At 38.8% G+C, this 24,784-nt stretch carries 27 protein-coding genes and 3 tRNA genes; 15 read left to right on the top strand and 15 right to left on the bottom strand.

Annotated elements, in window-relative coordinates:
- The first annotated feature begins 295 nt into the window (after positions 1 to 295).
- A complete protein-coding gene (locus tag ACHWSC_RS12725) occupies positions 296 to 1,006 on the top strand; it encodes a DUF4397 domain-containing protein (protein ID WP_205400910.1) in 711 nt (236 codons plus the stop codon).
- An 86-nt stretch (positions 1,007 to 1,092) separates the two neighbouring features.
- Here the strand turns inward: ACHWSC_RS12725 and ACHWSC_RS12730 are convergent, their stop codons facing one another.
- Positions 1,093 to 1,398, bottom strand: coding sequence for a septum formation initiator family protein (locus ACHWSC_RS12730; protein ID WP_075993394.1), 306 nt, complete (start codon positions 1,396 to 1,398; stop codon positions 1,093 to 1,095).
- Positions 1,399 to 1,621: 223 nt separating this feature from the next.
- On the opposite strand from ACHWSC_RS12730, the gene lpxB reads away from it, so the two are divergent.
- Positions 1,622 to 2,737 carry a lipid-A-disaccharide synthase gene (lpxB, locus tag ACHWSC_RS12735; RefSeq protein ID WP_394677005.1) on the top strand — a complete coding sequence of 372 codons (1,116 nt, stop codon included), beginning with the start codon at positions 1,622 to 1,624 and terminating at the stop codon, positions 2,735 to 2,737.
- A 57-nt stretch (positions 2,738 to 2,794) separates the two neighbouring features.
- Positions 2,795 to 3,430: a hypothetical protein gene (locus ACHWSC_RS12740; protein WP_075993396.1), complete on the top strand. Its 636-nt coding sequence runs from the start codon at positions 2,795 to 2,797 to the stop codon at positions 3,428 to 3,430.
- Positions 3,431 to 3,494: 64 nt separating this feature from the next.
- On the opposite strand, the gene ACHWSC_RS12745 is transcribed toward ACHWSC_RS12740, so the two are convergent.
- From ACHWSC_RS12745 to ACHWSC_RS12755, 3 genes are read right to left on the bottom strand one after another with little or no spacing between them, the layout of a single operon-like run.
- Positions 3,495 to 4,574, bottom strand: a complete 1,080-nt coding sequence (locus tag ACHWSC_RS12745) for a DUF3810 domain-containing protein (RefSeq protein ID WP_394677006.1) — start codon at positions 4,572 to 4,574, stop codon at positions 3,495 to 3,497.
- 21 nt (positions 4,575 to 4,595) lie between these two features.
- Positions 4,596 to 5,654: a nucleoid-associated protein gene (locus ACHWSC_RS12750; protein ID WP_075993398.1), complete on the bottom strand. Its 1,059-nt coding sequence runs from the start codon at positions 5,652 to 5,654 to the stop codon at positions 4,596 to 4,598.
- 10 nt (positions 5,655 to 5,664) lie between these two features.
- Positions 5,665 to 6,570, bottom strand: coding sequence for a histone deacetylase (locus ACHWSC_RS12755; RefSeq protein ID WP_394677007.1), 906 nt, complete (start codon positions 6,568 to 6,570; stop codon positions 5,665 to 5,667).
- A gap of 159 nt (positions 6,571 to 6,729) precedes the next feature.
- On the opposite strand from ACHWSC_RS12755, the gene ACHWSC_RS12760 reads away from it, so the two are divergent.
- Genes ACHWSC_RS12760 through ACHWSC_RS12770 form a run of 3 tightly spaced genes read left to right on the top strand, consistent with a single transcriptional unit; the run spans position 6,730 to position 9,457 of the window.
- Positions 6,730 to 7,371, top strand: coding sequence for a YceH family protein (locus tag ACHWSC_RS12760; RefSeq protein ID WP_394677008.1), 642 nt, complete (start codon positions 6,730 to 6,732; stop codon positions 7,369 to 7,371).
- A 6-nt stretch (positions 7,372 to 7,377) separates the two neighbouring features.
- Positions 7,378 to 8,568: an MFS transporter gene (locus tag ACHWSC_RS12765; protein ID WP_394677009.1), complete on the top strand. Its 1,191-nt coding sequence runs from the start codon at positions 7,378 to 7,380 to the stop codon at positions 8,566 to 8,568.
- Position 8,569: 1 nt separating this feature from the next.
- A complete protein-coding gene (locus ACHWSC_RS12770; protein WP_394677010.1) occupies positions 8,570 to 9,457 on the top strand; it encodes a DUF72 domain-containing protein in 888 nt (295 codons plus the stop codon).
- A 110-nt stretch (positions 9,458 to 9,567) separates the two neighbouring features.
- On the opposite strand, the gene eno is transcribed toward ACHWSC_RS12770, so the two are convergent.
- The 9 genes from eno to ACHWSC_RS12815 all read right to left on the bottom strand — a co-directional run bounded on the left by eno (position 9,568) and on the right by ACHWSC_RS12815 (position 15,349).
- Entirely contained in the window at positions 9,568 to 10,863 is a 1,296-nt protein-coding gene (gene eno, locus ACHWSC_RS12775; protein ID WP_120332612.1) for a phosphopyruvate hydratase, read from the bottom strand.
- A 211-nt stretch (positions 10,864 to 11,074) separates the two neighbouring features.
- Entirely contained in the window at positions 11,075 to 12,175 is a 1,101-nt protein-coding gene (carA, locus tag ACHWSC_RS12780; RefSeq protein WP_075993402.1) for a glutamine-hydrolyzing carbamoyl-phosphate synthase small subunit, read from the bottom strand.
- 226 nt (positions 12,176 to 12,401) lie between these two features.
- Positions 12,402 to 12,713 carry a DUF2752 domain-containing protein gene (locus ACHWSC_RS12785; protein ID WP_145328656.1) on the bottom strand — a complete coding sequence of 104 codons (312 nt, stop codon included), beginning with the start codon at positions 12,711 to 12,713 and terminating at the stop codon, positions 12,402 to 12,404.
- A complete protein-coding gene (locus tag ACHWSC_RS12790; RefSeq protein WP_394677011.1) occupies positions 12,713 to 13,069 on the bottom strand; it encodes an NINE protein in 357 nt (118 codons plus the stop codon). The genes ACHWSC_RS12785 and ACHWSC_RS12790 overlap by 1 nt, the downstream gene beginning before the upstream one ends.
- A gap of 178 nt (positions 13,070 to 13,247) precedes the next feature.
- Positions 13,248 to 14,246, bottom strand: coding sequence for a GTPase ObgE (gene obgE, locus ACHWSC_RS12795; protein WP_046675449.1), 999 nt, complete (start codon positions 14,244 to 14,246; stop codon positions 13,248 to 13,250).
- Between the two features lie 36 nt (positions 14,247 to 14,282).
- On the bottom strand, positions 14,283 to 14,852 hold the full coding sequence (locus ACHWSC_RS12800; RefSeq protein WP_046675448.1) for an adenylate kinase: 570 nt from the start codon (positions 14,850 to 14,852) through the stop codon (positions 14,283 to 14,285).
- A gap of 74 nt (positions 14,853 to 14,926) precedes the next feature.
- Positions 14,927 to 15,000: transfer RNA gene (locus ACHWSC_RS12805), tRNA-Arg, on the bottom strand.
- Between the two features lie 172 nt (positions 15,001 to 15,172).
- A tRNA-Arg gene (locus ACHWSC_RS12810) sits at positions 15,173 to 15,246 on the bottom strand.
- A gap of 29 nt (positions 15,247 to 15,275) precedes the next feature.
- Positions 15,276 to 15,349: transfer RNA gene (locus ACHWSC_RS12815), tRNA-Arg, on the bottom strand.
- A 187-nt stretch (positions 15,350 to 15,536) separates the two neighbouring features.
- Between ACHWSC_RS12815 and ACHWSC_RS12820 the strand changes: the two genes are divergently transcribed.
- Positions 15,537 to 16,370 (top strand): alpha/beta fold hydrolase, encoded by an 834-nt coding sequence (locus ACHWSC_RS12820; RefSeq protein ID WP_088163631.1) that lies wholly within the window; start codon positions 15,537 to 15,539, stop codon positions 16,368 to 16,370.
- 104 nt (positions 16,371 to 16,474) lie between these two features.
- Here the strand turns inward: ACHWSC_RS12820 and ACHWSC_RS12825 are convergent, their stop codons facing one another.
- Positions 16,475 to 16,810 carry a DUF3276 family protein gene (locus ACHWSC_RS12825; protein ID WP_075993406.1) on the bottom strand — a complete coding sequence of 112 codons (336 nt, stop codon included), beginning with the start codon at positions 16,808 to 16,810 and terminating at the stop codon, positions 16,475 to 16,477.
- A 266-nt stretch (positions 16,811 to 17,076) separates the two neighbouring features.
- Between ACHWSC_RS12825 and ACHWSC_RS12830 the strand changes: the two genes are divergently transcribed.
- From ACHWSC_RS12830 to ACHWSC_RS12855, 6 genes are all read left to right on the top strand, one after another.
- The gene (locus ACHWSC_RS12830; protein WP_394677012.1) at positions 17,077 to 17,958 is read left to right on the top strand and encodes a hypothetical protein; all 882 of its coding nucleotides are present in this window, start codon (positions 17,077 to 17,079) and stop codon (positions 17,956 to 17,958) included.
- Between the two features lie 3 nt (positions 17,959 to 17,961).
- A complete protein-coding gene (locus tag ACHWSC_RS12835) occupies positions 17,962 to 19,008 on the top strand; it encodes a sensor histidine kinase (protein WP_394677013.1) in 1,047 nt (348 codons plus the stop codon).
- Positions 19,001 to 19,741, top strand: a complete 741-nt coding sequence (locus ACHWSC_RS12840; RefSeq protein WP_115050661.1) for a LytTR family DNA-binding domain-containing protein — start codon at positions 19,001 to 19,003, stop codon at positions 19,739 to 19,741. The genes ACHWSC_RS12835 and ACHWSC_RS12840 overlap by 8 nt, the downstream gene beginning before the upstream one ends.
- A gap of 31 nt (positions 19,742 to 19,772) precedes the next feature.
- A complete protein-coding gene (locus ACHWSC_RS12845; protein WP_394677014.1) occupies positions 19,773 to 21,203 on the top strand; it encodes a serine hydrolase domain-containing protein in 1,431 nt (476 codons plus the stop codon).
- Between the two features lie 153 nt (positions 21,204 to 21,356).
- Positions 21,357 to 22,331 (top strand): 2-hydroxyacid dehydrogenase, encoded by a 975-nt coding sequence (locus tag ACHWSC_RS12850; protein WP_394677015.1) that lies wholly within the window; start codon positions 21,357 to 21,359, stop codon positions 22,329 to 22,331.
- Positions 22,328 to 22,486 carry a hypothetical protein gene (locus ACHWSC_RS12855; protein ID WP_167450500.1) on the top strand — a complete coding sequence of 53 codons (159 nt, stop codon included), beginning with the start codon at positions 22,328 to 22,330 and terminating at the stop codon, positions 22,484 to 22,486. Before ACHWSC_RS12850 ends, ACHWSC_RS12855 begins: the two co-directional genes overlap by 4 nt.
- Here the strand turns inward: ACHWSC_RS12855 and ACHWSC_RS12860 are convergent.
- Entirely contained in the window at positions 22,483 to 23,340 is an 858-nt protein-coding gene (locus ACHWSC_RS12860; RefSeq protein WP_394677016.1) for a mechanosensitive ion channel family protein, read from the bottom strand. The two genes, ACHWSC_RS12855 and ACHWSC_RS12860, sit on opposite strands and share 4 nt — an antisense overlap.
- Positions 23,341 to 23,483: 143 nt before the next feature.
- Between ACHWSC_RS12860 and ACHWSC_RS12865 the strand changes: the two genes are divergently transcribed.
- Together ACHWSC_RS12865 and ACHWSC_RS12870 are read left to right on the top strand one after the other, a co-directional pair.
- Positions 23,484 to 24,350 (top strand): helix-turn-helix domain-containing protein, encoded by an 867-nt coding sequence (locus tag ACHWSC_RS12865; RefSeq protein ID WP_394677017.1) that lies wholly within the window; start codon positions 23,484 to 23,486, stop codon positions 24,348 to 24,350.
- Between the two features lie 2 nt (positions 24,351 to 24,352).
- Positions 24,353 to 24,778 carry a DUF983 domain-containing protein gene (locus tag ACHWSC_RS12870; protein ID WP_046675442.1) on the top strand — a complete coding sequence of 142 codons (426 nt, stop codon included), beginning with the start codon at positions 24,353 to 24,355 and terminating at the stop codon, positions 24,776 to 24,778.
- Positions 24,779 to 24,784: the final 6 nt, after the last annotated feature.

Here is a 24,784-nt window from a genome sequence, read left to right on the forward strand (position 1 = left end):
AATCCTCGTGCTCAACGAAACTCACGTCAAAATCGGATTGCTTATCAATCATAAGCAAATCCTTTCCCTCAAACTGATTAAATTTTGCATAGGAACCATATTCATCTGCCGCCGATCCGATTAACCACCATCTTTAAAAACTGGCTTGCAAAGGCTATTGGAATAAAAAACGAGATCTGATTATAGATTTTTATTATTTTTACAAATCGCTGTAGCAAAGTGTCAGTCATCTCCGTATAATAGACAACACAAGCGCAATGTGAGTCACAAAAACAGATTTTAATATTACACGGTTATGAAAAACTATAGATTATTTAATTTTATTGCTATTGCTTTAGCGGCCTTCTTTCTAACAAGCTGTCTAAAAGATAACGATGACCAGCCAATTCCTGCTGCATTGCTTACCATGGTCAATGGATACACTGATGCGAATGCAGTTATATATTTCGCAGACGGAGGTTCGCTTCAAAACCCCAATTATCCACTGGGATTCAAGAGTTATGCTCAAATTGGCTTATTTACAGGAGCACGTAAAATTACAGTTTCCGCTGAATATAACACTAAATTAACGGATACAACTGTAACAATCAAAGACAGCACCATATATACATCCTTTTTATTTGGAACGAAATCCAAACCCGTACAGGTGATCACTACAGATCGAATCAATAAAGACATCAAAAATACAGAGTCTGGTTTACGCTTCTTTAATCTTGCTGAAGGTACGGATTTAGTTAGCCTTAAAATAGGCGATCAGACTTCCCCATCAGAATGGACAAATAGAGCACAAGAAACACAGAATTCGGCAAGTGCCCATCAGGGCTTTATCGCTCAAAAAAGTGGCACATTCACTGTAACAGCTCGTGATAAAGCGGGGAAAACAATCGCAACACGCAGCGACATTAAGTTGGTTCAAGGCTATTATTATTCATTGATACTCATAGGCAAAGCTAATGATGAAAAGAAACCATTATACATTGGTTTAGTAGCGCAAGCCGCAAATTAAAATACCCATATCTATATACTTTATAACGACGGCCGTCATGTAAACATGATGGCCGTTGTTTTTCATTTTATACGATACTGTAGATCTTAATGATTCTCTTTAGCTGCTACTTTAGTAATCACATAAATATCCTCATTATCTTTTTTCATCTTATACTTCTCACGAGCAATACGTTGCACTTCTTGCGGATTTGATCGAATATCGTTAATTGTCTTAATGATGGCGGCATTCTCCTTCAGATAGAAGGAGCGTTCACTTTCCAAATTTGCTTTCTGCTTTTGATAACTATACTGCGTGGCAAAGTCATTTCGATCAAAAAATAACATCCACACGAGAAAAGCCAAAGCGGCTAACAAATACTTATTTCTTATTAAAGACCACAATCGTTGCATAAGACAAAAATACTATTTAGCTTTTATACTTTTCTTCAAAAGTTGAACATCTTTAATTAAAGATATGGAATAATATGTTCAAAGTCATCATATACCTAGAATAATCTTATCTTTAACAGTTCAAAAACGATCATTTCAATGAAATACTCATCGTTAAGACGAAACGCAGTTTTAACGATAAAAAGATATTCCAAATGATCATTAAAGAATAAATCGTTGACATATGAAATACTATCTTATTGCAGGTGAAACTTCAGGGGACTTACATGGTGCCAATCTTATTAAAGCATTAAAAATTGAAGACCCCAATGCGACTTTCCAAATAGTCGGGGGAAATCTAATGCAAGCAGAGGCCGAAAAAAAAGCATTGATACATACTTCAGAAATGGCTTTTATGGGCTTTATAGAAGTTTTAAAAAATCTGCCAAAGATATCTAGGAATCTCAAACTTGTTAAAAATGATCTCTTAAAAGAAAAACCAGACACCGTCATTCTAATAGATTTCCCGGGCTTCAATTTGAAAATTGCTGATTTTGCAAAAAAACATGGAATCAAAACATGCTACTATATTTCCCCAAAAGTGTGGGCCTGGAATCAAGGTCGCGTAAAGAAAATCAAACGGATTGTCGACCATATGTTTTGTATTTTGCCTTTTGAGGTAGATTTTTATAAAAAGTGGCGCATGCCCGTTGATTACGTTGGAAACCCGCTTTTGGATGCGATTTCAACCTATAATTTCAATCCCCAATTTAGAGCACAAAATGGACTTTCAGAAAAACCACTGATCGCCCTTTTACCGGGAAGCCGGGAAATGGAAATTTCCAAGCTTCTCCCTATCATGGCCGAACTTCCGTTTTTCTTTCCTGTTCATCAATTTGTCATCGCCGGTGCTCCTAATTTTGATGAAGCCTACTACAAGCAGTTTTTTAAAGGTATTGATATTCCCGTGATCTTCGATCAAACCTACGATATTCTCAATAACGCAGAAGCCGCAGTCGTTACAAGTGGAACGGCTACTCTTGAAACAGGTATTCTGAAGGTACCTCAGGTTGTCGTTTATAAGGCTAACCAAATATCTGTATGGATAGCCAAATTAGTCATCAAGGTTAAATTTATCTCTCTAGTGAATCTAATTAATAATTTCTTATCAGTGAGGGAATTGATTCAAGACGACTGCACGGCATACGATATTTCATATGAAGTAGGTGAACTTATCAATAATAAAGCTCATCGCGCAAGTGTGATGGAAAACTACGATATTTTGGCCGAGAAATTAGGTTCTCCTGGCGCATCAGAGAAAACTGCCAAATTAATTGTAAAATATCTCGCTAAAATTTAAACTCTTTTACCTTTTATTTGTCAAACTACTAGTTAGTTACAATTAATTAAAAGTTTTATGAAATTTAAATTTATTCTAGGCTTTTTTCTTTGCTTTGCAATGACCTTCACTGGGAAAGCACAAGAAACACAACATATTTCTAAACTGGAAATTGGCAAAAAGGCAAAAAAAAATATCGATAATAGAGACTCAACTGTCGTCATGCACATCGATACTTTAATCATGAAAGACAATGCGACCCTTTCGTTCTATGGCAAGAAAAATGTCAAGCTAACGATTGGTTACGCTGAAATTGGAAATAAGGCAACCATCTATGGAACCGATGGAAAGAATAACGGTGCAAACTTTGACATCAATGCTAATTTTCAAAAATTAGGTTCCCTTTATATCATTGCAAAAGGAGATGACGCTTTTAATGGTACCAAAACTTTTCCCAATGGGAACGGAGGAAAAATTAAAGTCACTTTAACAGATGGCAGTCTCAAACCGCAAACAACAAACAAAAAAGCGGCGAACTATATCTATGGAGACGTAGCTGCAGGTGGCCGCGCTGTCAATGCAAACACAGACTTGAGAAACATCTATGATCGGATTAAAACTGCTCCCACCGGATTGAGAGGGTTACCTCAAGGACAGATTTATTCTGGCAGTGCCGGAACTGAGGGTACATTTGAACTAATTTCAACACAATAACGAAATCCTTAACCCATAAAAAAGGCGTATTAGAAAATAATACGCCTTTTTTATGGGTTCATTATTATCTACATCCTCTTCTTTTAAGCTCATAGGCCAATACCAACCGCGTCATCCGATCGTACCGTGCTATTCCTTCCTGTTGATTGTTATGTTTCAGGTATTGATTATAAAACAATCCCATCACATCGTCGACCCAACCCGTGTATTGACTCCAAAAATACCTTTCTTTTTCCACGTCTTTCAATACTTTCGCGCTTAATCTTCCCTTGTAATCCTTTCCTAAATCAGGATACATACCCTGCAGTTCACGTAACATATAAAGCGTGGTCTGTAGATAAGCCGAGTATCGGTAGAAGGACTGCGGATGTTGCTGTAAGCGAACAAAAGCTATAAAATTCGCCTCGTCTTCAAAACCAATTCCCTGTTGATGCGCAAGTTCATGCACTGTAGTAAAAGGTAAAAAGGTTACTGGCATTGCTTTATTAACCTGTGCTTCATGAGTAAATGGATTAAAATAGCCCGAGACACCAAAAAAAGAGACTATCCTGCTATTTATTGGTGATTTTGCCCTAATTTGACCCCTTGACAAGAAATCAGCAAAAGCCGTATCCTGTTGTACCCATGTACTCAAATCCGTTTGAATAGTTTCTTTATGCTCTTCCCATTGGGATGGATCTACATGCTCCCGCAAGTTATTTGTACTATCCAGAAACGCATTCAAAACCACGAGATAATCGGCTAACTTTAAGCTATCAACTTGCAAATTGGCATTGGTACTGATTGGTTCACGATAATAGTTCAGGCCCCAAGATAGGTAAAAGAAAAAATAGAGACCCAATAACAAATTTATGATAAGTAGAACCGGACGAAAGGAATTCTTCCATCTTCCTTTCCATAAATTTCCGATCAATTTAGCAATTGAATAAAGTAGCAACCCAACTACTATAGCATAAAATAGATCACCTAAACTAAAAGGAACATAACCAAAAATAAATCTTGGCACATGGCTATAGAAACGGTAAAAGCCGCGCGCATAAAACACCTCAATCCATTGGCTATGTTTCTCAATCAGGGAGAAAATAAAAATTCCAATCAGCAGTAACAGCAGTGTGAAAACAGCTATTTTATTGCGCTTTTCCATTCAAATAATGATATAAAACGATTAGCTTTCGTTCTCAAAATAGACCTTGTAATAATTCATGCCTTTATCCTCATCATAACCCTTCTCAAGATATTCACGTTTACCATGAACATAGATATGAAAATTCTTATCCAGCTTTAAAACAGACTTGTAAGAAGATTCCATTTTTTTTACCGCTTTATCTGCTATTTCAAAACTTGCCTGAAATGGAGAGTCAAATTCATCTTCAAAACCAGCTTTAAAGTCCTGAAATAAAGCAATCGCCTGCGGGTTGCCCAAGACTTCCTCCTCAAACTCTTCCTGGACAAAAGTTTCCTTTTCCTTAAAGTAATTCATGGATTTGTTCATCAGATCAATCTTGTCCGCTTTCTCCAATTCAAACGTTTCGTCTAATTTTTCCTGAACAAAGTTCTTATACACTTTCAGGTAATTCCCCGTTTGATTGAAATTATCGTTACGCACGCGAAGCTGCAGAAACTCATCTTTCCAATATACAGCCTCCTGTTGACGGTTTGTCTGATCGAGAACCAGCACCTTATACCCCTCTTCTTCTTCCACATTGACAATAATACAGCCCTTGTCCAGTTTATTGATATTGATCGCCTCCTGCTCATATTCCAACATAAAAGCACCTTGCTCCGGATATACTTTCAGATAAGTCTCTTTATTCTCAGATTTGAATATACCAATCGCATCATGTTCTTCCCCTTCGATCTGCACATTTTTTAAGGCAACTACATACACCTCTCCAGCTTTAATTTTAGGATGATTGGATACCTCATAAAGGTGTTTTGAAATTTGTTGGGAAAAATCATGAAATGGAAGCTGCTCCTTAAAATACTGTCTTGCAAAATAGAAAATCTCATTCAGCTCCAACTCTCCATTGGGATGATATAAACGATATACTTCATTCACCTTTGCAAAAGGGCTCATAAAATACTGCATCAGGAGTCCAGGTAACACGTCATCTCCTTCAAGAGATACCGGGGCATCCGACAAAATATAAAATTCATCTTGCGCTTTATTGCCTACACGATGAATAGATAACGCTTCAAAAGTTGCATCTTGGTGAAAAAACATATTTCTTATCTTATAAATTATATATATCTATTGCTATTCTAAAAGTCTGACAATGTGCATTGACAATATCTTTAATTTCAGGAGAATAACCTCCGCCCATACTTACTTGAACAGGGATATTTTGTTTATGGCACATTTGAAAGACCAATTCATCTCTTCGATGACAGGTACTGCTGCTTAAGTTCAATTTACCCAGCTTATCTGTTTCCAAAATATCGACCCCAGCCTGGTAGAAAACGAAATCAGGCTCAAATTCCCGAAATACATCAGCCAAACTTTCTTCCAATAAAGTGAGATATTCCATATCCGTAATATGATCTGCTAAGCCAATATCCAAATGGGAACGCTGTTTGACAAAGGGATAGTTTTTCTCACCATGCATTGAAAAGGTAAACACCTGGTTATGCCCTTCAAAAATATGGGCGGTACCATTTCCTTGGTGCACATCCAGGTCAATGATGAGAATACGGCTAGCATATTTATACTTCAATAAGTAGCCGGCGGCAGTCGCTTGATCATTCATCAGACAGAAGCCTTCACCAAAATCATAACCGGCATGATGTGTCCCCCCTGCAATGGTAAAAGCAACACCATACTCACGTGCATATTTAGCACTACGGATCGTCCCATCTAGGATATATCGCTCCCGATCAACAAGGCTTTGACTTAATGGAAAACCTATTCTACGGACCATCCTGGAATCCAAAGTAAGCTCAAACAACTGCTTTACATACACTGGATCATGGACCAAACAGCATGTCTCAAAGCTCGCGAGCTCAGGACTGAAAAAACTTGACTCATCTGCCAGACCCTCATGTTTTAACTGTAAAGGAATCAACTCGTATTTCAGCATCGGAAATCGATGCCCCTCTTTGACGGGGTGGACAAATTCTTGACGAAAAGCTATCTTAAGCACCTTAAAATCTTCTATTACTCATGCGAAGATAAGAAAAAGATCTTTTGGAGTTATATGAGAAAAAGGGCATCTTTGAGAAGAAACAAAACAGCAAGCCAATGTTATGTTGCCATAACAGCATACTTGCATTCAATCATAAATTTATATTCTTCAAAATAAATGGAAACAACTAATTTGCCCCAATTGTCTGCCATGGAACAACGTGTACTAGGCTCACTAATCGAAAAATCAAAAGTAACTCCAGAATATTATCCAATGACAATCAACAGCTTACAAGCTGCTTGCAACCAAAAGACTTCCCGCAAACCGGTTGTACAATATACGGAAGAAGATATTATTGCGACATTGGATATATTAAAGAAAAAGGGCTTAATCTCGACAGTTGTTGGCGGTGGATCTCGCGTAACAAAGTACAAACACAATTTTGCCATACAATTTCCACTGGTTCCCTCTGAATTAACCATTGTCTGTTTATTGCTACTCAGAGGACCGCTGACCGCCGGCGAAATTAATTCAAACTCCGGAAGACTTTATGAATTTGAATCGTTGGGCGAAATCAATGAACAATTGGAAAAATTGGCACAAGAAGGCTATCTTAAGTCCTTACCTAAACAAATGGGACATAAAGAAGTCCGCTACATCCATTTATTAGGAGAAATCAATCTGGAGACCTATGAAAATAATGGTCCGGTGAGCAGTTCCTCGAACGACCAGATCTTACTCGATCGAATTGGACAATTGGAACAGGAAGTTGCAACATTGAAACAGCAATTTCAGGATCTCTGGGATGAATTACATTAATTGCTCATGTCGCAAACAATAGATTCAAAAAACGAAATATCCAAAGCAACCTTGTGGCTGATGACCATCGCCACAGGCTTAGTTGTCGCCAATAATTATTACAATCAACCACTATTGGGCTTGATTGCCAAAGACCTACATATTGACGAGGCTATGGTCAGTAATTCGGCCATGTTAACGCAGATCGGATATGCCTTTGGCCTGTTACTGATCGTTCCTTTAGGGGATATGTTTAAAAGAAAGAAAATGATCTTGATCGATTTCTTTTTCATTATTTTTTCTTTGGTAGGCATGGCCATGTCCACTTCTATCCTATCTATCTTGCTATTCAGCTTTCTGATAGGTTTCACGTCTGTTATTCCACAGGTTTTTGTGCCCATGGCAGCCGAACTTGCGAGCAAAGAAAAGCAGGCTTCAGCGATAGGTATGGTTATGTCGGGTCTGCTGATCGGTATATTACTCTCTAGGGTTGTAAGCGGGTTTGTCGGCTCCTACTTTGGCTGGCGCGAAATGTATTGGATAGCGTCAGCAATTATGGTCATAACAGCCATCACCATCGCATTCAAGCTACCAGAGGTACTGCCTAATTTTAAAGGTTCTTATCAGGAATTGATGCGATCAGTCTGGAACTTTGCCAGGAAACAACCTGTATTACAGTTGGCTGCATTTCGTGGAGCCATGGGATTTGGGGCTTTTTCTGCATTTTTTACAACGCTTGTTTTCCATCTTGAAGCCCCACCTTTCTTTGATGGCCCGGCAACTGCTGGAGCCTTTGGCCTCGTCGGTGCCTGTGGGGCGCTTGCCGCTGCTTTCGTCAATAAACTAACCATTTATATAGGCAAAGCAAAAATCATCTTGTACGCGATCCTATTGATGTTAATCAGCTGGTTATTATTCGCCCTCTTCGGCAATTACTATTGGGGCCTGATCCTTGGTGTTATTCTCATCGATCTTGGCCTACAGTCGATGCATATCCTGAATCAAAGCGATTTCTATGCGCTAAACCTCGGTGCCAACAACCGACTAAATACCGTATATATGGTCAGCTATTTTATTGGTGGATCAACAGGCACTTTTTTTGCTGCACAAACATGGCAACACTTCCAATGGCCCGGTGTTATTTTCGTAGGCACATGTTATACGCTGTTGGCGTTGTTGGCTCATCTATTATTTGATTATAAATTAAGAAAAAACTGATATGAAATTCGGCCAAGTAGAACATCCCGAGGAAATCGATTTTACCCTTCCTCCTACTACACCAGAAACCTTAACCTTATTACAGCACTTCAAAATAGACAAGCCTTTTGAGGTATATGTAGGCTGTGCAAAATGGAATAAACAAGATTTAAAAGGCTTTTATCCCAGAGGGACAAAAGACGAACTTGCTTATTACTCCACACAGTTTAACAGCATTGAACTCAATGCTACATTCTACAATTCACCTGGCATAGACCAGGTAGAGACCTGGAAAAAGAAAACACCTGCTAACTTCAAGTTCTTCCCAAAAATACCACAATCCATCAGCCATTTCAGCAGACTACTGAATACGGGTGATAAAGTAAAATTATTTACGGACTCCATTGTTCATTTCGATGAAAAACTGGGAATGGCTTTTCTTCAGATGCACGACAATTATAATCCAAAGGACATGGCCCGTTTAAAACTATTTCTTCATGACTGGCCAAAAGAAGTCCCGCTAGCGTTGGAAGTCCGAAATAAAGATTGGTTTTCCAAACCCGAAGTAACAAAAGAACTCTATGCACTGTTGGAGGAAACCAATGTGACCAATGTACTGGTCGATACTGCAGGTCGGAGAGATATGCTCCATATGCGCTTGACCACGCCGACTGCTTTCGTACGGTATGTAGGTGCAAATCATGCATCAGACTATGATCGACTGGATCAATGGATTGATGTTCTGAAACTATGGCGGGAAAACGGGTTGCAAAAATTGTATTTCTTTATCCACCAGAATATTGAGGTGGAATCACCGTTACTGGCGACACATTTTATCAAAAAACTGAATACAACATTCGACTTGGATCTAACCTATCCCAACAAAAACACAGGAAATACCTTATTCTAAGACAGGTTATCAGATCCGGTCCCCGATGCACCAATAGAAAAAAAATTGCCCACAAAAAAAGCCGAAGTAGAAGATACTTCGGCTTTTTTTATTAAAAATCAAACTTTAACTTATTTTTTAGCGTATTTAAAGTTTTTACCGATGAAACGGGCATTACCACCCAATTCTTCTTCGATACGCAACAATTGATTGTATTTAGCCATACGGTCAGAACGTGAAGCAGAACCAGTTTTGATCTGTCCACAGTTCAATGCTACAGCTAAGTCAGCGATAGTCGCATCTTCAGTTTCGCCCGAACGGTGTGACATCACAGAAGTATAGCCAGAATTTTGAGCTAAAGTAACCGCATTGATCGTTTCAGTCAATGAACCAATTTGATTTACTTTTACTAAAATTGAATTTGCTGTATGGGTATCAATTCCTTGTTGAAGACGTTTTGTATTTGTAACAAAAAGATCATCACCTACTAATTGAACATGGTCACCGATTTTATCAGTCAATGTTTTCCATCCAGCCCAATCATCTTCAGCCATACCATCTTCGATAGAAATAATAGGGTATTTAGCTGTTAATTCAGCCAAATAGCTTGCTTGTTCTTCACTAGAACGTACAGCACCTTTATCACCTTCAAACTTCGTATAATCGTATTTACCGTCTTTGTAGAACTCAGAAGAAGCACAATCCAACGCTAAACAAACATCTTGACCTGGTTTGTAACCAGCGATTTCAATCGCTTTCAAAACTGTTTCGATAGCATCCTCAGTACCTTCAAAAGTTGGCGCAAAACCACCTTCATCACCTACTGCAGTTGAAAGACCTCTGTCATGTAAGATTTTTTTCAAGGTATGGAAAACCTCAGTACCCCAACGCAAAGCCTCAGAAAATGAAGGCGCACCCACAGGCATGATCATAAATTCCTGAAATGCGATAGGTGCATCAGAGTGTGAACCACCATTGATGATATTCATCATAGGGATAGGCAACGTGTTCGCATTTACACCACCGATATAACGGTATAATGGTTGACGTGACTCCTGAGCAGCAGCTTTCGCTACAGCTAAAGAAACTCCTAAAATAGCATTTGCACCCAGGTTTCCTTTATTTTCGCTACCGTCTAAATCAATCATGATTTTATCGATGGCATTTTGCTCGAAAACATCTACACCTTCTAGTGCTTTTGCAATTGTAGTGTTTACATTCTCAACCGCTTTCAAAACACCTTTTCCTAGATATTTTGATTTGTCACCATCACGCAATTCTACTGCTTCGTGAATACCAGTTGAAGCACCTGAAGGAACAGCTGCACGACCAACAAAACCATTTTGTGTAGTAACATCTACCTCAATTGTAGGGTTACCGCGCGAATCCAAAATTTGACGCGCATGAACATCGATAATTAAACTCATCTCTTTATTAGACTATAATTTATTTTCATTACTTAGTGTAGATAAGACACACTCTTGTCTACAGACATTTTTCACAATCAAATATAATAAAAAATGTATTTATTCCCCTATTTATTATGAATTAAATATGCCCCATCGGCATAACTGTTCAAATAAATACAATAAAAAACCCTTCAAGATCTGAAGGGTTTTTTATATAATATTGTACAATTTAGTTTTTGATCATCGCTACAAAATCATCAAACAAATAGCGTGAGTCATGTGGACCCGGTGATGATTCTGGGTGATATTGCACCGAAAATGCCTTCTGTCCTTTGATACGGATACCTTCAATAGACTGATCGTTCAAATTAACGTGTGTAATTTCGACGTTTTCAGAATTTTGGATATCTTCAGCCACAACCCCAAAACCGTGGTTCTGCGAAGTGATTTCACAACGGTTGGCGATAATATTCTTCACCGGGTGATTGATACCACGGTGTCCGTTATGCAATTTGCTTGTGCGGATACCATTTGCCAATGCTAAGATCTGGTGACCTAAACAAATACCAAACATCGGTTTATTTGCATTCAAAATAGCTTTTACCGTATCGATTGCATAATCCATCGGTGCTGGATCGCCAGGACCATTGGAAATGAAATAACCATCCGGATTCCATTTCTCCATTTCCTCAAATGTTGTTTTCGCAGGAAAAACCTTTGTATATACATCACGAGCCTCAAAATTGCGCAAGATATTTTTCTTGATGCCCAAGTCCAAAACCGCTACACGTAACGAAGCATTTTCATTACCGAAGAAATAAGGCTCAGCTGTTGTTACTTTTGAAGACAGCTCAAGTCCATCCATTGAAGGAACTTCAGCCAATTGACGCTTTAATTCCTCAACATCCAATGTTTCTGAAGAAATAATCGCATTCATCGCACCTTTATCACGGATATGTCGCACCAATGAACGGGTATCCACATCAGAAATACCAACTAAATTACCCTCTTCAAAGTAGCTTTGGATAGATTCATCAGCCATTTTACGGCTATAGTTGATGTTGTAGTTCTTACAAACTAGTCCCGCAATCTGAATTTGATTTGATTCGGTATCATCCTCATCAATACCATAGTTACCAATATGAGCATTGGTGGTTACCATGATTTGTCCAAAATAAGATGGATCTGTGAAAATCTCTTGATAACCAGTTGTTCCTGTATTGAAACAGATTTCCCCAGTAGTCGTACCAATTTTACCAGCGGCTTTACCGTGATAAACTGTACCATCTTCTAAAACTAAAATTGCAGGCAATTTGCTGTAGTTGGTCATTATCGATGTAATATTATAAAATGTGTATCCTTACTTTTATGAATTTTAAAGCGTTCTTGATTGGATATAAAAAAAGCCCTCAAATGGGCTAAATATCAATTAACAATGCATCATCACGATTGACAAACCGTTTCCTAAGGCACCTACCAATAAAGACTCTACTTTAATTTTCACGGGAGACAAAGTTACGACATATCACTTAAAAGTGAAAACATTTTTTATTTTTTTATTCTTCAACTAATTCTTTCTTCCAAAACGTTGCAAAGTCTCTCAAAATCAGACCTGTCAATAACGGGACAAGCATATAAATCAATGGATTCTCTAGCCAGGCTTCTCGAAACTCCAAGCGCAACAAAGCAATCAAAGCGGTAGTAAGACCACATCCCGGGCAATCATAGCCACTTGCAGCCTTCCAAAGGCAAGGAACAAGAATATGGATATCCGTGAAAAGATATAAGCCTATAGCAATCCCGAAATACCCCAATACCAACGAATAGATCCAATGATATTTAAGGTATTTCAGCAGGATATAAATCATTAACTATTGTTTATAGGACTCTTAATGTAATTGCCATCTGCATCCTTATATTTTCCGACAAGAATCATTATCAAATCGATCAGATACCAGATACCACAACCGCCCAAGGTAAGCAGCTGAATAACAGCGGTACCAATTTGCCCCAAATAGAACCGATGTGCTCCAAAAGGGCCTAGAAAAAAGCAAAATAACAATGCCGGCAACCATCTGTCATCCTGAAACGTGTTATTTTGTTGCTGAAAGGGTTGGTTGGCATAAAATATAGGCTGTCTTACGCCACAATAGGGACAAACCTCGGCCTTGATATTGATCAACTTGCCACATTCTACGCAATACTTTTCGTCTGCTGTTTTCATTTAGATTTAATTTGGTAATGGGGCTAAAAACCAGCCTTCCATCAGGAATAAAATAATAGCATGAAATTAACAAAAAAACTTATAAAATGTTCTTTTTTTAGCAACATAAAGCATTTAATAGAAACAGAAAAGGCGCTCCATACCGATGAAGCGCCTTTTCTGTTTATGTATTCAACTTTTAAGAGTTGATTGCTTTCCAGATCATATCTTTCAATGGCAATATATTTTTACCTGTCACCGAAGAAATGAAAATATAGGGTACATCTTCCGGTAGCTCCTGCTCCATTTCCTTCTCCAGCTCCTCATCGAGCATATCAGACTTGGTAATAGCAAGCAATTTGGGTTTATCTGCCAATTCTGGATTATACGCTGTCAGTTCATTCAATAGAATCGCGTACTCCTCACGGATCGTCCGATCGGTATCGGCAGGCACCATAAACAGCAAAACTGAATTTCGTTCAATATGCCGCAAGAAACGATACCCTAATCCCTTTCCTTCTGAAGCGCCTTCGATAATACCCGGAATATCGGCCATAACAAAGGAACGGTTATCCCGGTAGCTCACCATACCCAAATTAGGTACCAGTGTTGTAAAGGGGTAATTTGCGATTTCTGGTTTCGCAGCAGAGACCACTGACAACAACGTTGATTTACCAGCATTCGGGAATCCAACCAGTCCAACATCAGCAAGAACCTTCAATTCGAGAATCATCCACTGCTCTTTACCTGGAAGACCAGGTTGCGAAAACCGCGGTGTCTGCTGCGTTGGCGACTTAAAATGCCAATTACCCAGCCCGCCTTTTCCTCCCGGAACCAATATCCTGGTTTCACCGTCTTCTGTGATATCGAACAACACCTCTCCCGTCTCTGCATCCTTCGCAATCGTACCCAATGGCACTTCCAAGATCTCATCACGTCCAGTTGCCCCAGTACGCAAAGAACTGCCGCCAGACTCACCGTTTGACGCAATAATATGCTTACGATATTTTAAATGGAGTAACGTCCAGAGATTAGTCGTTCCTTTCAGTATAATATGCCCTCCACGACCGCCGTCACCACCATCGGGTCCACCGGTAGCTGTGTGCTTGTCACGGTGCAAATGAGCCGAACCTGCCCCACCATGTCCAGAACGACAACACACTTTCACATAATCAACAAAATTCGAACCTTGCGCCATTACAATTTATTACAGTCTAAAAAGTACTTATCTTAATTAATAATTATCGATGATATCTGTTAAACTTTTAAAGATAGAATCAATATCACCGATACCATTCACTTTAGAAAGTTTACCTTGTGCCTCATAATACGGCAACACATGAATCGTCTTTGTGAAATATTCATCAATACGCTTCACCAATTTATCAGCATCATCATCCGCACGACCAGAAATTTCCTTACGTTTAGCGATGCGTGCTTTCAATTCATCCTCATTCACATCCAGTGCGATTACTACTGAGATTGACGTATTGATACCTTCTAAAAAAGCATCCAACGCCTCAGCTTGCGCAACAGTACGAGGAAATCCATCAAAAATAAATCCTTTTGCATCCGGATTTTTCTTTACTTCCTCTTCCAGCATTGCTATCGTAATCGAATCTGGCACTAAATTTCCCTCAGCAATAATCTGGCTCACTTGTTGACCAAGTGGCGTTTGACCTTTAATATGTGCTCTAAAAATATCACCAGTTGAAACATGAACCAATTGATATTTTTCAATAAGCTTTGCAGATTGGGTTCCCTTACCTGCACCCGGAGGGCCAAATATTACAAGGTTTAGCATAGTTTTATTTAAGAAATTAAAACGAGTTAAAAAATAAAAGCCTAATCACAGATGATGACTAGGCTTTTCAGTTGTGCGCTCCAAGGGAGTCGAACCCCTAACCTTCTGATCCGTAGTCAGATGCTCTATCCAATTGAGCTAGGAGCGCAATAAACCATTACGTTTAGAACTCTGTCCCATGTGTTTTGGTGACGCAAATATAGTCAGAATTCGTTTTTTTACAAATTTTTTTTCAAAAAGAAGTTCCCTCCTTCCATCGACTACCTTGCAATAATTCTTCTAAAAACAAAAAGCCAATCAAATTGACTGGCTTTTATCTGTGCACTCCAAGGGAGTCGAACCCCTAACCTTCTGATCCGTAGTCAGACGCTCTATCCAATTGAGCTAGGAATGCCTCTTTTAACAATACAAAAACTGTATTTGTGCGCACCAAGGGAGTCGAACCCCTAACCTTCTGATTCGTAGTCAGATGCTCTATCCAATTGAGCTAGGAGCGCTAGGCAACCAAAACAAATCCGTTATCCTTTTCCGTTTTGGTGATGCAAATATCGTTATATTTATCGATTTAACAAACATTTTTTCTCTTTTTTAAACTTTATACAACAACATTTCTTTTATCTCGTTGATAATATTATATTTAAAATATCAACTTTTTTTTTCAGACACGGACAAATGTTAGCATTCATGAGCAAAAGAGAATTAAAACTCAGTAAAATTCGCATCGGAGATATCAGCATCTCCTACTATATTCGCCCAAGCAAATTATACCCCTCTCCGAAAACAGTCATTTTCATCCATGGTTTTCCCTTCAACAAAAACACCTGGAAACAACAACTCCTGCAACTCGACGAAGATTATACAGGCATCGCCATTGATGTTCGAGGACATGGCCTAAGTACCAATGGACATGGTTTTTTCTCCGTCGATGTTTTTGCCAAAGATCTTGTGGAGTTTATTCGTAAACTCGACCTCAATCATGTCATCCTTTGTGGAATCTCTATGGGTGGCTACATCGCCCTCAGGACCTATGAATTGATCGGACAGCAGCTCAAAGGACTTATCCTCTGCGACACGAATTCCCTTTCCGACGACAACAAAGGCAAACAAAAGCGTTTTGATTCCATTCAGGCTTTATTAAAATATGGCAGAAGACCATTTGCCATTGGCTTTATCGCAAATGTGTTTCACGATAAAACAATCCGTGAAAACCCCGAAGCTGTTGAACTCATCAAAAGCTGTATTCGCAGAAATGAAGTCGCCAGCATTTGCGCGACACAACTCGCTCTTGCTTCGCGAACAGATACAACCCATTCGTTGAAGACAATTATTATTCCGACACTGATCATAAAAGGTAAACACGACAAGTTGATGAGCGAAGAGCAAACAAATATCCTGATCGAAAATATACCCGACGTCCGCTATATGGAGTTTGAAGAATCCGGGCACCTGCCGAATCTCGAGGAACCCGAAAAATTCAATGCCGTGCTCAATGATTTCCTGCGAAATATACCGTTATAGCAATCGCCTTGGTCGTCAAGTGCAGCATCGGATATAAAACAATAAAAAAAGCCACATCAGTGGCTTTTATTTCTTTTTTTCATTAAGATCTCGTTCCACGGATACTAGAACGAAAAATCATCTTTTGATCGAACATCCGCTTCCTCAGCGTATGCATCGTCAAAGTTAGGCTCATAACGTTTCTCGATTACTTCCTGATTAGACTTGATGTAATTAACCACATCAGTCAAACCATCAGCGAATTTCTCAAAATCTTCTTTATATAAGAAAATCTTATGCTTAATAAACTGGCCATCCTCAAAGCGCTTCTTGCTTTCTGTGATAGTAATGTAGTAATCGTTCGATCGAGTTGCTTTTACATCAAAAAAATAAGTACGCTTACCTGCTCTCACCTTTTTTGAAAAAACTTCTTCACGTTCTTTGTTTTCAAAATCTCCCATTGGTTGTTATTTAAGTTTAAAGTAATCTTAATCTTTGATAAATATATAATAATTCATTTTAATACACCAAATAATATTAAAAAAAAAGACAATTACGCGTAAAAATGGTAGTTCACTTCTATTTATAGCCGAGATAAAAAATAAACAACAAGATTTTTTACCGACGAAATCATTACATTTACCGAAAATATAAGTTGTATTACCTAAAGCAAATATGTAGAATATATTTGTGCCTCTATCTTTGAGTCATAAATAGTAAAAACATTATGGAAAAAGAACCCATCATACCAAACAGCAATAATAGCCGCAATATTGTAGGAGCGATTGTGATCATCGTAGGTATATTCTTATTATTGAATAACCTAAATTTAGGAAGCTGGTTTCCGGATTGGTTATTTGGCTGGCAAACGATATTAATCATCATTGGATTGGTCATTGGTATAAATTCCCAATTTCAGAAAAAATCGGCCATTATCCTATTGATCATAGGCGGAGCAAGCCTTATTTCAAGAATGATGCGCACAGACTTTGGTTCCGTAACCGTCCCGATCATCATCATTTCTCTCGGGATTTACTTTATCATGAGCAAAAGGAAACCTCCGATGGTTCCCCCAACTTACCCTAATCCGCCGCAAGGCTCTTACGACTGGGATAAGCGAGTCAACGTACCTACGGAAGGCGTTACTGACAGCGGTGTTACTGACCAGGAATCCAGACCATTTAACGAACAATACGGTTCAAGCCAACAAGCCTCGCCTAATCAGCAGGCTTTTGGCGACAAAGATAAAGATTCCTTTCACCAGTCATTTGAGGACAACCTCAATCTGAATACCATCTTTGCAGGCCAAAAGAAAGTAATCTATTCCAAACATTTTAGAGGGGGCAATATGACCAATGTATTTGGAAGTGTAGAGCTGGATCTAACAAAAGCTGATATTCAGCAGCCTATTGTGATCGATACATTCCAATTGTTCGGCAGCGCACGTATTATTATACCTCCGCATTGGACGGTATTTAGCAACGTCGCCTCAATCTTGGGCTCTGTCGATGACCGCCGGTTCCAAACGATTTATAACCCCGATACAGATAAAAAAATCTATATAACAGGCACCTGTATTTTAGGTAATTTAACCATAAAAAATGCTTAATAGATGAAAAGTAAGCTGTTCCTCAGTGTTAAAAGTCGATTAATTGGCATTATCTGTATATCCGTATTTATCGGATATCTTGCATTACAATACCTATTGATGCTTCGTTCTGGTTTTGACCAACAACTCGCATTCAAAGATTCATTTATAAACAGTATTGTGATGATGTTTTGCTGTTATGGCATGTCATCAGCGCTTAATTTCTATACCCCACAACCCCGGGAGATTTGGAAGGTACTCATCATCGGTTTAATCATGGGCGCAATAAGCATCGCATTAAGCCGGTTCTTGATGAGTTACTTTATCCAATCGACCTTTACCCCTTTGCTGGATTTAACATTACCCTATCGGGGCATCGTTAACTTCCTCATTTTGACTTCTGTTGCCATTATCAATATCGTCTGGAATATTCAGGAAGACAACATCAACAATATCAAACGGAAACAGGAATCGGAAAATTTACTTCGGGAGGCCGAACTGTATAATCTAAGACAACAGTTACAGCCGCATTTCCTATTCAATAGCCTCAACTCCATTATAGCACTTATTGGTGCCAATCCGGATGAAGCCCGAAACATGACATTTCAGTTATCGGACTTTTTAAGAGGAACATTAAGAAAAGAAAACAATCAAATTATCACACTTGAAGAAGAGCTCGATCACCTTCAACTTTATCTCGATATTGAAAAAGTTCGTTTCGGTCATCGACTAAATACATCCATCTCTTCCTCAGAAGAAATTTTCAACAATAGATTACCAGCCATGATTATTCAGCCACTGGTAGAAAATGCAATTAAACACGGCTTATATAATGTAACGGATCAAGTAGAAATTAAAATAAAATGCCATTCCAATGATGGTCAGCTGCTGATTCAGATTACCAACCCCTTCGACACCGAAGAAAAGTCAAAACCGAAAAAAGGAACTGGATTTGGACTATCGAGCATTCAACGCCGATTATATCTCCTGTATGGAAGAAATGATCTACTGGAAACTCAAATTCAGGACAACATATTTATCAGCACCCTAAAAATACCTCAATATGATTAAAGTCGTTATTATCGATGATGAACCCCTTGCACGCTCCATTATTGCGGGTTACCTAAAAAATGAAGCCGATATATCCATCATGGCAGAATGCGGTGATGGCTTTGAAGCTGTTAAGGCTATCCATGCGCACGAGCCGGATTTAATTTTTCTAGACGTACAAATGCCCAAATTGACCGGATTTGAAATGCTTGAACTCGTTGACGATCCTCCTGCAGTCATCTTTACAACCGCTTTTGACGAATACGCCTTGAAAGCTTTCGAAAAGAACGCCCTGGATTACCTATTAAAACCAGTATCACCAACACGTTTCAAAAAAGCTTTGGAAAAATTCAGGGCAAGCTACTCCGCACCGGAGAAAAAAGTCCAACCCAACTACGAAGTACTAACAGCACAAGACGAAACAAAAATCGACCGTATCGTTGTAAAAACAGGTACGCAGATTAAGATTATTCCGATTGATACCGTCAAATATCTGGAGTCTTACGATGACTATGTTAAAATTCATACCAAAGATGGCATGTACCTAAAAAATAAAACAATGGCATTTTTTGAAAAGTCTTTGGATCCGAATCAATTTGTCCGCATACACCGGTCTTTTATCATTAAGGTAGATCAGTTGGCCAAATTGGAACCTTATGAAAAGGATTCTTATATTGCTGCACTGACATCGGGAGAAAAGCTCAATATCAGTAAATCAGGCTATGCACGATTAAAACAATTGATTGGAATTTAAACATTCCGTAGATTTGTGCCCATCAATAGTTATGAAACATTTTATTACAATAGTATTGCTGGGCATCACATCTTACTCCTTTGCCCAAACGAATCCTGAGGAACAGATCAACAGAGGAGTTTACAATAGGCTGGAATTTTTTATCAATTCCCAGATGACAGACTCCGCCTATAATTTGGCCAGTGATTCTTTCAAACAGCAAATTAGCCTAGCCAAATTCACCCAAGTACTGCAGGAGCTCTATCCCTTAGGAAGAGTAAAAAGCTCAACGATAAAAGAATTTGAAAAAGGGCTTGCAACTTATCAGATGGACTTCGACAGCAGATCGTATGAGGTTCTTTTTGCGACGGACACAAGCTTAAAATTCAACACATTAAAGTTCACTCCTTTGGCAATAAAGCCTCAAGTGGAAAAAACTATTGTGGTACCTGCCACACAGAAATCAGTCGATAACGACGACCTTTTTGTCGATTCGGTTGCAAATGCTTATTTGAAACAACAAAATACGCAATCACTTGCGATTGGCATTCTAAAAAATGGACAAACCAAAACCTATTTCTATGGTGAGACGGCCAAAGGCAACCAAACTCCGCCTACAAAAACGTCTGTTTATGAGATCGGTTCACTGAGCAAAGTTTTTACCGCTATACTTTTGTCAAATCTTGTCGAAGAAGGAACGATAACGTTAGATCAGCCTATCGCGCTATTTCTCCCTGATACACTCAAGAAAAATGGAGAACTTTCAAAAATAACGTTTCAAATGCTGGCCAATCATACTTCTGGCTTACCTAGACTTCCTGACAATCTTGACAAAGTAAAAGGATTTAACGAAAACGACCCCTACAAAACATACGACAAAAAAGCACTTTATAATTACCTCGCAAGCTTTAAAAACAAAAAAAATCCAGGTGAAGAATACGAGTACAGCAACCTTGGTTACGCTGTATTAGGAGACATTATATGCAGTATCTATAAAAAAAGTTATGATCAGCTTGTAAAAGACATCATCTGTAAACCACTTGAAATGAGTAATACCTTTCAAGTATTAGACCCTAAGAGAAAAGATACTTTTAAAGTATATAATAAAGAAGGCCAGGAAGTGATTCCTTGGTCATTTGACGCTTTCGGTCCAGCTGGCGGATTAAAATCGACACTCGAGGATCTGCTTAAATTTGCGAATGCGCAATTCAAAATGCCGCAGACTCCCTTGGAAAATGCGATGGCAAATACCCGGTTATTTACATTTTTTCTCCCCCCAGACACAGATCTTGGACTCGCATGGCATATGAATTTGATTGACGACCTAACGGTTTATTGGCACAATGGCGGAACTGCAGGAAGCAGCTCCTATCTAGCCTTGTCGCCCGACAAAAAAAGTGGTGTGATCATCTTGTCCAATTCAGCCATCTCTGCCGATGACAAGGGTAAAGCTATCTTGGATTATTTACTCCGTAAAAAGTAAAGTTCAAAATATCAGAAATAATGAGCCATATTGAAACAACAATATGGCTTTTTTTGTTGTAATAGCGATGAGTGATCATTAATTTTGAAGATAGGATAAAACAAATGGATTCGGAGGAATCAACCAACAACAAGCTAAACAGCATCTATTTACATGAAGATATTTATCACTAAAAAAATTCCACAAAAAGGCATAGATCTATTAAAATCTGCTGGACACGACATTTCTATACACGATTCAAGTACCCCCCTATCCGAACTAGAGCTTATCAAAGCCAGCCAACAGGCCGATTACGTCCTTAACGGTGGGATGCAACAGTTTGATGCTAATTTTTTCCAAAACTGCCCCAACCTAAAAGCCCTATCTCTCATGAGCGTCGGCTATGACAATGTGGATATCTCAGCCGCTACACAGCATGGAATACCCGTAAGCAATACACCGGGCATCCTTTCGGGAGCAACAGCAGACGTTGCTTTCCTCTTGATGCTATCGGTATCGCGGAAAGCATTTTTCAACCACAAAAGAATTTTGCAGGGCGAATGGAAAGGTTTTGATCCCACGGCAAACCTAGGCATCGAGCTCAACAACAAAACACTGGGCATCTATGGACTGGGACGAATTGGTTTTGAATTCGCCAGAAAAGCCAAAGCAGCGTATAACATGGAGATTATTTATTACAATCGTAGCCGTAATGAGGAAGCCGAACAAATTCTTGGTGCACGATATGTTAATTTCGACGATCTGCTCACGCGGAGCGATGTACTTTCAATCCATGCAGCTTTGACTGCGGAGACTAAAAACAGGTTTGACAAAAATACATTTACGCGCATGAAAAACTCCGCTATATTGGTTAATACTGCTAGGGGCGGATTGGTCAATGAATTGGATCTAATAGAAGCCCTGCAGACTGGCCAATTATGGGGCGCCGGGCTTGATGTAACAGACCCGGAGCCGATGGATCCAAAAAACCCACTTTTAACGATGGAAAATGTTTGTATCCTGCCACACATCGGCTCTGCCACCGTAGAAACAAGGGATAATATGGCACTTATGGCCGCCAGCAACTTACTGGCAGCAATCAAAGGCGAAAAAATGCCACAAATTATCAATAAAGAAGTATATCAATGAAACGAAGATTTTTTCAGCTTTTAAATAGCTTAAATAAAGCCATCTTACCAAAATATGGTAAGATGGATCCGTTAAAATTAAAAAAGTACCAGCAGGCTATCATTGCCTACAGGTACTTTGTCCTTATACATGCATTGGAAACGGACCAGGACTAAGTTTTTGCAGTTCCTTGATCACTTGAATTTGAAACAATGCTAATCTGCGTCGGATTGGAAGATAAACTAATATCGTTTCTTTCCAGCTCCAACATAATCTTTTCCTGCATCGAGTTTCGAGCAGCGACATAGTACTCTCTTTTCGTCCAGGCACGAACGGTCAAAACCATGGCACTGTCCCCCAATTCTTTGATGAAAACAGTTGGCTCCGGACTTGTCAACACATTCTCATTCGAACGGAGAACCCTTAATATGATATCTTTCGCTTCTTTCACATTTTTATCATAAGAGATGCTGATGGTATATTCAAACATCCGTTGCACAATTTTCGTATAATTTTTGATAACCGAATTGGCCAAAGGACCATTCGGGCTAAAAATGCGTACACCGTCATCACCTATTAAAGTGGAATACAAGATATCAATCCTTTCTACAGTACCTGCAGTACCATTTGCACTCGATATGGAATCCCCTACTTCAAATGGTCTAAACATCAAAATCAGCACTCCGCCAGCAAAATTGCTCAAACTTCCCTGCAGCGCCATACCAACAGCCAATCCAAAAGCAGACAATGCTGCGATAAAAGAAGTTGTCTGTATCCCAATCTGGCTGGCGACTGTAAGAAGCAGCATCACCCACATGACAATCTTGACGATGCTAGAGATAAAAGCCCGAATGGAAGGATCTACATTCTTCTTTTCGAAACGTTTATGTAATAAGCGATCTACAAAATTGATCACATATTTCCCAAGAATCAATAGGATAATCCCCCCAATAATCCCCGGAATAGACTCAATGACAATGTCTGTCAAACGCCCAAATCTCGTTTCTAGGCTATTCAAATTACTTTCCATTTATTAATATATTTTAAAATTTTAGACACAAGGATTGTTCCAACATATCAGCTACAGCATCAAAATGTAAAAATCATTGAAAAACACCACAAAAGACCAAATAAACACCACTATTAAAAGAATATTTGGCGTAATTTTGCTATATGAATAGAAAAAACACCATTCCTATTATTGATAGTTGTAGCATTGATCTCAATAACAAAACAACGATTCATATTGATGATCTAAAAGAATATATCATCAAGCATCAGGATATGGTGTTTCCTCACAAACATAATTTTTTTCATTTTGTACTATTCACTAAGGGATCAGGAGAACACATTATCGATTTCAATCATTACAACATTGAACCTTATCAAATCTATTTTATGGTACCGGGTCAAGTTCATACCTGGAATTTTACGGGTGATGAAGAGGGCTATGTTGTCAATTTTTCCATTGATTACTTTCAGTCTTTTCTCTTACGAACCGATTACCTGGAACGCTTCAGCTTCTTACAGGGTAAAATTGAGCAGTTGATTTTTGTTATTGCTGAACAATTTCGCAAGCAGTCTATTCACATTCTTGAACAAATTTCTACCGCAAAAGCGGCAGGGCAGCCGGAAGACTATATCCGTACACTTGTGCTCCAATTTATATTGTTTATCTCAATTTCTACAGAAAAGGATCATCAAGAGCACAGTACGCCATATAATCACAAAATATTCAATAGTTTTCAGCAATTGGTTGAACAGCAATTCAAGTCTACCAAATTGCCCAGTGTGTACGCAGATCAATTATTTATTACACCCAATCATCTGAATGCAATCTGCAAATCCTACATCGGACAATCAGCAGGTGAAATTATACGAAACCGGATTGTACTCGAAGCGAAGCGACTATTGGTCAATCGAAACTTAAATATCAATGAGATTGCAGATGAGCTGCAATTCAATGACAACTCATACTTTACTAAATTTTTCAAAAAATCCGCTGGGCTCACACCAGAAGAGTTCAGAAAACAACTATAACTATGGAAGAGGTTAAATACGAATTATCTGAATTTAAAGCCGCATGGCAAGCAAAATGTCCAAGATGCAGAATCGGCCATGTATACCAAGGGCCTGCATACGGTCTGAAAGTACAAAAAATGAATAGCCATTGCGAATACTGTGGACTTCGTTACGAACGTGAGCCAGGTTATTTTTATGGTGCCATGTATGTTACCTATGCGTTCTCCATCGCCGAAATGGTTACTGCCTGTATGGCAACCTATATCCTGACAGGCAATGATTCTTCTTTTATACTCTATGCAACAGTTGCGATCATGAGCGTTGTTTTAATGTCGCCATTCAACTACCGCTATTCCCGTATCATACTGATGTATTGGTTAACGCCAGGCTTACGATATGATCCGAATGTCAAAAAAAAGGAAGTTGATGTGAAGGCTTCAGCATAACCTTCA

The sequence above is a fragment of the uncultured Sphingobacterium sp. genome (genome assembly GCF_964277905.1).
GTDB classification, from domain to species: Bacteria; Bacteroidota; Bacteroidia; order Sphingobacteriales; family Sphingobacteriaceae; genus Sphingobacterium; species Sphingobacterium siyangense.

Bases quoted from the DNA above. Each gene is read 5' to 3' on its own strand.
- ACHWSC_RS12725 (WP_205400910.1), top strand. From the start codon at position 296: ATGAAAAACTATAGATTATTTAATTTTATTGCTATTGCTTTAGCGGCC.
- ACHWSC_RS12730 (WP_075993394.1), bottom strand. From the start codon at position 1,398: ATGCAACGATTGTGGTCTTTAATAAGAAATAAGTATTTGTTAGCCGCT.
- lpxB (WP_394677005.1), top strand. From the start codon at position 1,622: ATGAAATACTATCTTATTGCAGGTGAAACTTCAGGGGACTTACATGGT.
- ACHWSC_RS12740 (WP_075993396.1), top strand. From the start codon at position 2,795: ATGAAATTTAAATTTATTCTAGGCTTTTTTCTTTGCTTTGCAATGACC.
- ACHWSC_RS12745 (WP_394677006.1), bottom strand. From the start codon at position 4,574: ATGGAAAAGCGCAATAAAATAGCTGTTTTCACACTGCTGTTACTGCTG.
- ACHWSC_RS12750 (WP_075993398.1), bottom strand. From the start codon at position 5,654: ATGTTTTTTCACCAAGATGCAACTTTTGAAGCGTTATCTATTCATCGT.
- ACHWSC_RS12760 (WP_394677008.1), top strand. From the start codon at position 6,730: ATGGAAACAACTAATTTGCCCCAATTGTCTGCCATGGAACAACGTGTA.
- ACHWSC_RS12765 (WP_394677009.1), top strand. From the start codon at position 7,378: ATGTCGCAAACAATAGATTCAAAAAACGAAATATCCAAAGCAACCTTG.
- ACHWSC_RS12770 (WP_394677010.1), top strand. From the start codon at position 8,570: ATGAAATTCGGCCAAGTAGAACATCCCGAGGAAATCGATTTTACCCTT.
- eno (WP_120332612.1), bottom strand. From the start codon at position 10,863: ATGAGTTTAATTATCGATGTTCATGCGCGTCAAATTTTGGATTCGCGC.
- carA (WP_075993402.1), bottom strand. From the start codon at position 12,175: ATGACCAACTACAGCAAATTGCCTGCAATTTTAGTTTTAGAAGATGGT.
- ACHWSC_RS12785 (WP_145328656.1), bottom strand. From the start codon at position 12,713: ATGATTTATATCCTGCTGAAATACCTTAAATATCATTGGATCTATTCG.
- ACHWSC_RS12790 (WP_394677011.1), bottom strand. From the start codon at position 13,069: ATGAAAACAGCAGACGAAAAGTATTGCGTAGAATGTGGCAAGTTGATC.
- obgE (WP_046675449.1), bottom strand. From the start codon at position 14,246: ATGGCGCAAGGTTCGAATTTTGTTGATTATGTGAAAGTGTGTTGTCGT.
- ACHWSC_RS12800 (WP_046675448.1), bottom strand. From the start codon at position 14,852: ATGCTAAACCTTGTAATATTTGGCCCTCCGGGTGCAGGTAAGGGAACC.
- ACHWSC_RS12820 (WP_088163631.1), top strand. From the start codon at position 15,537: ATGAGCAAAAGAGAATTAAAACTCAGTAAAATTCGCATCGGAGATATC.
- ACHWSC_RS12825 (WP_075993406.1), bottom strand. From the start codon at position 16,810: ATGGGAGATTTTGAAAACAAAGAACGTGAAGAAGTTTTTTCAAAAAAG.
- ACHWSC_RS12830 (WP_394677012.1), top strand. From the start codon at position 17,077: ATGGAAAAAGAACCCATCATACCAAACAGCAATAATAGCCGCAATATT.
- ACHWSC_RS12835 (WP_394677013.1), top strand. From the start codon at position 17,962: ATGAAAAGTAAGCTGTTCCTCAGTGTTAAAAGTCGATTAATTGGCATT.
- ACHWSC_RS12840 (WP_115050661.1), top strand. From the start codon at position 19,001: ATGATTAAAGTCGTTATTATCGATGATGAACCCCTTGCACGCTCCATT.
- ACHWSC_RS12845 (WP_394677014.1), top strand. From the start codon at position 19,773: ATGAAACATTTTATTACAATAGTATTGCTGGGCATCACATCTTACTCC.
- ACHWSC_RS12850 (WP_394677015.1), top strand. From the start codon at position 21,357: ATGAAGATATTTATCACTAAAAAAATTCCACAAAAAGGCATAGATCTA.
- ACHWSC_RS12855 (WP_167450500.1), top strand. From the start codon at position 22,328: ATGAAACGAAGATTTTTTCAGCTTTTAAATAGCTTAAATAAAGCCATC.
- ACHWSC_RS12860 (WP_394677016.1), bottom strand. From the start codon at position 23,340: ATGGAAAGTAATTTGAATAGCCTAGAAACGAGATTTGGGCGTTTGACA.
- ACHWSC_RS12865 (WP_394677017.1), top strand. From the start codon at position 23,484: ATGAATAGAAAAAACACCATTCCTATTATTGATAGTTGTAGCATTGAT.
- ACHWSC_RS12870 (WP_046675442.1), top strand. From the start codon at position 24,353: ATGGAAGAGGTTAAATACGAATTATCTGAATTTAAAGCCGCATGGCAA.